The sequence below is a fragment of the Rhizobium sp. P1_E6 genome (assembly GCF_056405875.1).
Genome location: NZ_JBFUBG010000026.1, coordinates 60,373 through 68,915 on the forward strand (window position 1 = coordinate 60,373; position 8,543 = coordinate 68,915).

Below are 8,543 nucleotides of genomic sequence, written 5' to 3' on the forward strand. Positions count from 1 at the left end.
CTGCTAGTCATGCGAAGTCTCGTTGTGCAAAGGATTCTGGTGGTAGGGCGGTCGCGCGCTTTCCGGGAATGGCTGCGATCAGCTTGCGGGCATACGCGGATTTCGGATCGCCGATGATTTGCCCCGCTGGCGCGACTTCCACGATCTTGCCGCCCTGCATGACGGCAATCGTATCGGAAATCGACGCCGCGACGCGCAGGTCGTGAGTGATGAACAGCATGGAAAGGCCAAAATCGCGCTGTAGTTCGGACAGCAGCGCCAAGACCTGCGCCTGAACCGAAACGTCCAATGCCGATACGGGTTCATCGGCCACCAGCAGCCTGGGCTGAAGCATCAGCGCCCGCGCGAGGGCGAGGCGTTGACGCTGTCCACCCGAAAAGGCGTGTGGTTTGCGGTCGGCAGCATTGGGATCGATCCCGACCCGGCGAAGCAGTTCCCCCATACGGGCTTCAGCTGCATCCCTGGCAAGGCCCCCGTTAATCGCAGCCTCGGTAAGAACGCGCCGGATACTATGACGCGGATTGAGAGACGACTGCGGGTCTTGGAACACCATCTGGACCAAAGGACGTCGCTCGCGAGTGAACAGATCCCCGGCACGGAGTATTTCCTCGTCCATGACCCGGAGCCGTCCTTCATCCCGTTCCAAAAGACCGGTTATGATCTGCCCCAGCGTTGATTTGCCGGACCCGCTTTCCCCGACGAGCGCAAGGGTCTCGCCCTGTCGCAACACCAGGTCTACGCCATCGAGCGCGGGAGTTGGCTCACGCGCGCTTCCAAACAATCGGTGAGGCGCCTTATGGCGTTTGCGGATACCCTTGAGGTCAAGAATGACGGGCGTCTCGACCGGGCGTCGCTCTGGCGTGGACCCGAGGTCTGGCACCGCCGCCAGGAGCCTCCGCGTATACGGATGCTTTGGTGAGGCAAGTAGGTCTGCAGCGGCTCCAGTCTCCACGATCTGGCCGTCCTGCATGACGACGATGCGATCCGCGATATCGCGAACCACTCCGAAATCGTGGGTGATGAAAAGGACAGCGAGACCGCGCTCGGCCCGCAGTTCGAGGATGAGCTTCAGGATCTCCGACTGTGTCGTGACATCCAGCGCAGTTGTCGGTTCGTCGGCAATCAGAAGCTCAGGCTCGCAGGCGATCGCCATCGCAATGGCCACTCTCTGACGCTGTCCACCCGATATTTCGTGCGGATACCTCTGAGCGATCTTTTCGGGATGCGGGAGATGCATGGACGCGAACAGCGACGAAATCTCTTCCACCGATCCCGGATGGCCATGGGCCCGCAAGGTCTCACGGACCTGTCTTCCGACGGTCAGCAGCGGATTGAGCGCTGTCATGGGCTCCTGGAATACATAGCCAATTCGTGCGCCGCGCAGTCGCCGCAGTTGAGCTTCGTTCAATGTCAGCACGTTCTCGCCGTCGAACGTCAGCGAGCCGTTGACCACGCTCAGCGCGTCACTCGGCAGAAGGCCAGCGATCGCGGAGGCGAGCAGCGACTTGCCAGAACCACTTTCGCCGACGATGCAGACCACCTCGCCACGTCCGATGGTCAGCGTTGCATTGGAGACGGCGAGCAATCGGTCTCCGCCCTTTGGAAGGGCGATATCCAGGTTTTCGATCGATACCAATGAGGTCGAGGCGTGCCTCATGGTCGGCTCCTCCCGGTACGCTTCGGATCCAGCCAGCGTTCGAGTCCGTCTCCGACAAGGTTGAACGCGAGCACGGTCAGGAATATCGCCAGTCCCGGCAGCGTGGATAACCACCAGTTCACGCTGAACGACGTCCGACCGGATCCGAGCAGGAAACCCCAAGAGACGGAGTCGCGGTTTCCCAGTCCGAGAAAGCTGATGCCGGACTCGATCATCACGGCGCCTGCGATCAGCAGAGATGCCTGGACAACCACCTGCGGCAGCACGTTCGGCAGCACATGGGAGACGGCGATGCGGAGATGCGAAAGTCCGCTCACTCTTGCCGCGCTGACCCAATCGAGACGGCGGATGGACAGCACTTCGGCGCGTACGATTCGGACGATTGGTGGCCAGGAGATCAGGGCGATCGCGAACACCACAGTCCAGYGCGTCGGAGAGAGGATTGCGACGATCATTATCGTCAGCAGGAATCCCGGAATGGTCTGAAAGACCTCGGTGAGCCGAATGATCGACTCATCGACGAGTTCGCCGAAGTAYCCGGCCAGCAGACCCAGCGCGGCGCCGAAGGTGACGGCGAATACGACCACGCTGATCGCCACCGCTAGTGTCGCGCGGCTGCCATGGACGAGTCCCGCGGCAAGATCTCGTCCCAGCATATCGGTTCCGGCTGGAAAGCCGGGAGAGAGGGGCGGCAGATTTGGCCGTGCAACCATCCGCCAGGGATCGCCGGGATAAAGGACGTCCGCGAAAAGAACGAGCACCGCCAGGGTCGCAAGGATCAGAAAGCCGAAAAGCACTGGAGGCCTCAGCAAGGGGTGGCTTGGGTGCCGGATCATGCCGTTCCCTCCCTATCGAGGCGTGGATCGATTATCCGATAGGCGGCGTCTGCGATAAGGTTTGCTAGGATCACGCCACAGGACGATATAATGAAGACCGCCAGAAGCACGTTGTAGTCCCGGCTGGCCAGAGCGTCGAAGGCGAGTCTTCCAATGCCGGGCCACGCGAACACCGTCTCGACGAGTATCGACCCGCCGATTAGCTGGCCAGCCTGAAGGGCGGCGAGCGTGATGGTCGGAAGCAAAGCATTTCGAAGCAAGTGATCTCGCCAAATGCGCCAGGGAGAGAGCCCTTTTGCGCGTGCCGTGCGAATGAAGTCCATGCCCGAGACCTGAAGCAGCGCGGTGCGTGCCACTCTTGCATGGACCGACATGTAGAAAAGCCCGAGCGTTAGGACTGGCAGAACCATGTGGGATACGCGGTCGCGGAATGCGGCCCATCCGCCTTTCGCGGCAATGGCGGATGTCTCCATTCCGTATGAGGGAAGCCAGCCGAGCTTGACAGCGAAAATGATGATGAAGACGAGGCCAACCCAAAACATCGGCATGGCGAAGAATGCGACCGATATCGTCGTTATCAGGCCATCGAGTGCGGAACCGGGCCTGCGTGACGCCACAGCGCCAAGCGTGACACCCAGTACCACGGAGAACAGGAACCCGCTTACGGTCAGGAGCAACGTTGCCGGAACCTTCTCGAGGACGATATCTATGACCGGACGTTGGTCGCGATAGGAGAGGCCGAAGTCCAGCGTTGCGACACTCTGGAGATACCGCCACAGTTGCAGGTATACGGGTCCGTCCAATCCGAGATGACGACGCAGATCGTCGACGAAGGCCGGGTCGCTGCCGCCCTGATCGCCGGCCAGTATCAGTGCCGGATCGCCGGGCGCGAGTCGAAGCAGCAGGAAGCTGAACACGATGACGCAAAGCAGCGTCACAAAGGCCTTGAGAAGCCGCAGCGCCGCGGTGGACGCTGCTAATCCCGTTCGACCTTTCAGCGACGTGAGCTGCGCCATCGCCTTACTTCTTCAACCAGACAGAGGCAAAGTTGTCGTCGGTGCCGAGCGCCGTCGTGATGAGGTCTTGAACCTTGTCGCGATAGAGCGTCGGAAACACGATGTCGTGGGTCCATACCATCGGCGCGTCCCGGGACAGGATTTGCTGGACCTTCGAGTAGATCTCCTTGCGCTTGCCGACATCCGGTTCGTGGGCGCCCTGGTCAAGGAGCGCATCGATCTGTGGATTGGAGTAGCCATTGACGTTACCACCGGTGCTACCCGCGTTGTCACCCTTCACGGTCCTGTACGCGTACGAAATGCCGATACCCGGATCGGCGGTCGTGTAGACGAAGTTCTGAGCAAGGTCATAGTCGAAGGTTGTGAGACGCTTGAACCATCCAGCTACGTCGACGGACTGGATTTCGACCTTTACGCCAACTGCCGCCAGAGCTTCCCGGAGATACTCTGCCTGTCGCGACCAGATCTCCCCGTAGGGCAGTGGGACCAGCTTCACAGTGAATCTGGTCCCGTCGGCGCCCACCTTGTATCCGGCTACGTCGAGCAGGGCTGCTGCTTTCTGCGGGTCATAGGGATAGGCCGTCTCAACGCTCGTATCCTTGTATGCGGACAGTCGCGAGAAGGGACCGTTGATCGGCTTGCCGTATCCGGCGAAAATCGTGTTGATGATGAAATCGCGGTCGATCGCCTGGGTGATCGCCTGTCGAACTTTCTGATTTGCGAGGATGGGATTGCGGTTGTTGAGATGGACGTAGCCGATCGGCTGCAGGAACTCCCAGCCGTCCTCGCTCGTCTTCACACCATCGAGCGCTCCCAGCCGCGGGATATCGAAATTCTCCACGTCGCCAGACCGAAGGACATCCACCTGTCCTGTCTCGAAGGCGATCGATCGGGAGTTCGCATCCGGTACGATCTGGAAGTCGATTTCGTCGAGGTATGGCTTGCCTTCATCCCAGTACTTGTCGTTCCGGACGAGGCGAATGATGCTGCCCTTCTTCCATTCGGCGAACTTGAAAGGCCCGGTGCCGATAAACTCCTTGTTCGCTGGCGCGGTGCGGTAGTCCGTCACGCCCAAATACTTGTGTGCTGGCACGATCGCGACGTTGAGGGACCATAGGAAGGCTGGGTACGGCGCTTTCAGGACAAACACGACTGTAAGATCGTCCGGCGTGTCGATCCGGTCGATCTCCGCTCGCAGATCCTTTGAACGTGCATGCTGAACAGGAAGAAAGTCGCCGAGGCTGAACGCGACGTCTTTTGATGTGAATGGCTCGCCATCATGCCAGGTGACCCCGGAGCGAAGCTTGAAGGTATATGTCTTGCCATCCGCGGAGGTGTTCCAACTGACCGCCAACCGCGGAATGGGCTGAATGTCCTTTGCCGAGTAGGCGAGCAGGGAATCGTAAATCTTGTCGCCAACAAACGTCGCAGGACCGAGCCGATTGATGCCCGGGTTCAGTGATATCGGCTCAGGCTGGACGATCAGATTGAGCGTCCCGCCCCGGTCCGCCGCAAGTGCCGACGATACCAGTGTCGACGCGATGAACGCTCCAGCGACGTGAAGCGCGTATGATTTCCAACCAAACCTAGTCACCACAGATCCCTCAATGTCTACTATTTTTGTAGATATGCTATAGAATCGTGACGAGGGGGCAGTCGTTCTGTTCTAATTTCAGCCCCTCTTGTGAAAATCCTCACTCGAAAATCGCCTTCTCGGTGCGTCTGATGTGTGGGAATTTTCGAGGCCCCCCGCAGGTGCCAAGCGCGATCTGGCGGAAGCGTATTCCGCAAACGCTCTCATATCAGAGCAGAAATTTTCCGACCTTGTCGAAGTTTGGAAGTTTGGGACGTTCTCGCGCCGATATAAATCTATAAACCTTATAGACTATATCAACTAAGGCACCGGATAATGAAACTTCGTTCTCACCGCTTGGCAATCCGACTGATTGTATCAAGCCTCGCGATCACCGCCGCGCTTGGATCACATGCTCTCGCAAGCGAACCACAATATGGCGGTACCCTGCGTATCGCTTCGCTTCAGGACTTGGATGCGTTCGACCCGCTGACGGGCTACAGCACCGATTCCTGGGAAATCTTGCGCGCGGTCACGCGCCAGCTCGTCACGTATCCGGGTTCGCCCAATGACATCAAGGACGATACCAAGCTGGTGCCGGATCTTGCGAAGTCGTGGGACGTGACTGACGATGGCAAAACCTACACCTTCCATCTGAAGGACGACGTCTTCTATTCCGGCCCGATCGACCGCAAGATCGTGGCAAGCGACTTCGTCTACGACATCAAACGTTTCTGCGATCCGAACAAGCAAGTCGCTGCGATCAACTACTTCAATCTCGCGATTTCCGGCTTCAAGGCCTATTGCCAGGAGTTTGCGAAGGTAACGACGGGAGACCTGGCAGCGTCCAAGGCCTTCATCGACAGTCACGAGATCGCAGGCGTAAGCGCTCCCGACGACAAGACGCTTGTCATCAAGTCGGACACAAAGAACTACGACTTCCTCAATATCCTGTCGATGAACTTCGTCTCGCCTTTGCCGCCCGAAGTAGCATCGAAGTACTTTCCAGATTCGGCCGATTTCCGGAAGAACTTCCCATCTAGTGGTCCCTACTACGTCGACTCCTATCAGGACGGCCAGAAGCTCGTCCTGAAGAAGGCCAAAAACTTCAAGCCGGAAAGCGACGAGGCCCGCAAGGCGTATGTAGATGAGATCGTCGTGGATTTCACGGCAAATAGCGAAGATAGCATTGTTCAGAAAATCGAGGCGGGCGAGGCGGATCTCTCCCTTTATCTCGACGTTCCTCCGCGCAGCGCTATCAAGCGTTTCCAGACGCAGAAAGAAGCGCAGCTGCATTCATCCAACAGCGGCGCAGCGAACTTCATCACCTTCAATGCTCGCCCGGAAGCCCAGAGCGACGGGGCGAACGCTCTTCGCAAACAGGAAGTACGCCAGGCGCTGACCTATGCTGTCAATCGCGCGCACCTTGTTCAGGTTCAGGGTGGTCCGATCGCTGCTGTGCCGTTGTCGCAGATCATCACCTCGACGATCCTCGGCCACGAACCGTTCGATCCCTATCCGACCGAAGGCAACAAGGGCGACAAGGTAAAGGCGAAGGAACTGCTTGCGAACGCGGGCTATCCCAATGGCGTCAAGCTCGACGCAATCTACCGGACGACCGCTCAGTTCGAAGCAATCGCCGTCGCGGTAAAGGAAGACGTTGCGGCTGCAGGTATCGAGCTCAACCTGATCCCCATCCCCGCGACACAGTGGTATTCGTTCATCCAGGATGCCAAGAGCAGATGGGACATCTCGCTGGGTGGTCAGTTCGCTCCCGACTGGCAGGGGCCAAGCACCCGCATGCTACTTGGTGGCTGGCTGAACTCGGATGCGTCGCCCTGCGGAACAGGAAACGTAAATTCGATCTGCTACAGCAACGCCGACCTCAACAAGCTTGCTGCTGAGGCGTTTCCATCGGACGACCCTGCTCCGATCTGGGCAAAGGCCGACAAGATCGTCTCCGCCGACCTTCCGTGGATCCCGCTGTTCGAGAAGCGCAAGATCGCGATCACGTCGGATCGCATCACCCACTGGGCATGGTCCTCGCTGGCTGTTCAGGCCGACATCACAAACATCGCGGTAAAGAACTGATCCGATGAGCGTCCTTTCCGTTCGTGATTTAAGGGTTCGCTTCGGTGCCGTAGAGGCGGTGCGGGGCGTGTCGTTCGATGTCGAACCGGGAAGGACGCTCGCAATCGTGGGTGAATCCGGATCAGGCAAGAGCGCCAGCCTTCTCGGCGCGGCGGGTCTCCTGCCTCCCTCGGCGTCGGTCGAGGGCAGCGTGCTCTATCGAGGCCTGGAAATCCTCGGCGCTCCCTCCGCGGTCTTGCGCAGAATTCGAGGGGCGGAGATCGGCTTCGTCTTCCAGGACCCCTTGAGCAATCTTCATCCCCTGAAGACGATCGGGGACCAGATAGGTGAAGCGGTGTCCGCACATCAGTCCGTCGGCCGCAAGGAAAAGCGCGAACGTGTCCTCAACCTGCTAAACGATGTCGAGATCTCTAATCCCACGAAGAGACTGGGAGACTATCCGCGCCACCTGTCGGGCGGCATGCGTCAGCGCGTCATGATTGCCATGGCGATTGCGTCGGACCCCGGTCTCATCATCGCCGACGAGCCGACGACAGCGCTCGACGTGACAGTCCAGGCGTCCATCCTTGATTTGTTGCGGCGACTGCAGGAGCGACATGGAACGGCTCTCGTGTTGATCAGCCATGACCTCGCAGTGGTCTCCGACATTGCCGACGATGTCGCAGTGATGCGCGATGGTATTATCGTCGAGCGCGACGGGGCCGATGTCATCTATTCGGCTCCCAAGCATTCCTACACAAGGGAGCTGCTGGGAGCTGCAAGGCTGGAGGGTCCGCGAACTTACACGCAATCCGCGTCGGTTGGTTCCCCTGAGCCTCTCATCGAGGTGGCGTCACTGGGCCGCTCGTTCGTCTCCCACCAGACAGTCCTTGACGATGTCTCGTTTTCGATAGGCAAGGGGGAAATACTTGGCCTGGTCGGTGAATCGGGATCGGGCAAGTCAACGATCGGTCGCCTGATCGCCGGGCTGGATCGTCCCGACCATGGCGCGATTACCCTGTCAGGTGCGCAGTACTCTAAGGCGGGAAGCCAGCCAAGGTTAGGCGGCGAGCGGCGCAGAGAAATCCAAGTGGTCTTCCAAGATCCCTATGCGAGCCTCAATCCGCGACGATCCGTCGAAGCGATTCTTTCCGATCCCTTCGTGATCGCCGGGGAACGTGACCGAACCAGGTTGAAGGGTTTGGTGCGGCGATTGCTGGCAGACGTCGAGCTTCCGGAAGTCGCACTTTCTCGCTTGCCCTCTCAGATTTCCGGCGGTCAAAGGCAACGCGTAGCGATMGCCAGAGCAATTGCATTGAGGCCGTCGCTGGTCGTCGCTGACGAACCAGTCTCCGCGCTCGATATTACGACACAGGGGAAGATCGTAGAAC

The 8,543-nt window shown here is 59.1% G+C and carries 6 protein-coding genes; 2 read left to right on the forward strand and 4 right to left on the reverse strand.

Features of this window, described 5'->3' with window-relative positions:
- Window positions 1–7: 7 nt before the first annotated feature.
- The 4 genes from AC1D35_RS15585 to AC1D35_RS15600 form a co-directional block, all read right to left on the reverse strand.
- Window positions 8–1,585 (reverse strand): dipeptide ABC transporter ATP-binding protein, encoded by a 1,578-nt coding sequence (locus AC1D35_RS15585; RefSeq protein ID WP_477938959.1) that lies wholly within the window; start codon window positions 1,583–1,585, stop codon window positions 8–10.
- A gap of 68 nt (window positions 1,586–1,653) precedes the next feature.
- Window positions 1,654–2,454 (reverse strand): ABC transporter permease, encoded by an 801-nt coding sequence (locus AC1D35_RS15590; protein ID WP_477938961.1) that lies wholly within the window; start codon window positions 2,452–2,454, stop codon window positions 1,654–1,656.
- 35 nt (window positions 2,455–2,489) lie between these two features.
- A complete protein-coding gene (locus tag AC1D35_RS15595) occupies window positions 2,490–3,509 on the reverse strand; it encodes an ABC transporter permease (protein ID WP_477938963.1) in 1,020 nt (339 codons plus the stop codon).
- A gap of 4 nt (window positions 3,510–3,513) precedes the next feature.
- A complete protein-coding gene (locus AC1D35_RS15600; protein ID WP_477938965.1) occupies window positions 3,514–5,103 on the reverse strand; it encodes an ABC transporter substrate-binding protein in 1,590 nt (529 codons plus the stop codon).
- Window positions 5,104–5,418: 315 nt separating this feature from the next.
- Here AC1D35_RS15600 and AC1D35_RS15605 point away from each other — a divergent pair, with 315 nt between their 5' ends.
- Window positions 5,419–7,173 carry an ABC transporter substrate-binding protein gene (locus tag AC1D35_RS15605; protein WP_477938966.1) on the forward strand — a complete coding sequence of 585 codons (1,755 nt, stop codon included), beginning with the start codon at window positions 5,419–5,421 and terminating at the stop codon, window positions 7,171–7,173.
- A gap of 4 nt (window positions 7,174–7,177) precedes the next feature.
- On the forward strand, window positions 7,178–8,543 hold a 1,366-nt coding region (locus tag AC1D35_RS15610), incomplete at its 3' end, for an ATP-binding cassette domain-containing protein (protein WP_477938968.1).

Bases quoted from the DNA above. Each gene is read 5' to 3' on its own strand.
- AC1D35_RS15595 (WP_477938963.1), bottom strand. From the start codon at position 3,509: ATGGCGCAGCTCACGTCGCTGAAAGGTCGAACGGGATTAGCAGCGTCC.
- AC1D35_RS15605 (WP_477938966.1), top strand. From the start codon at position 5,419: ATGAAACTTCGTTCTCACCGCTTGGCAATCCGACTGATTGTATCAAGC.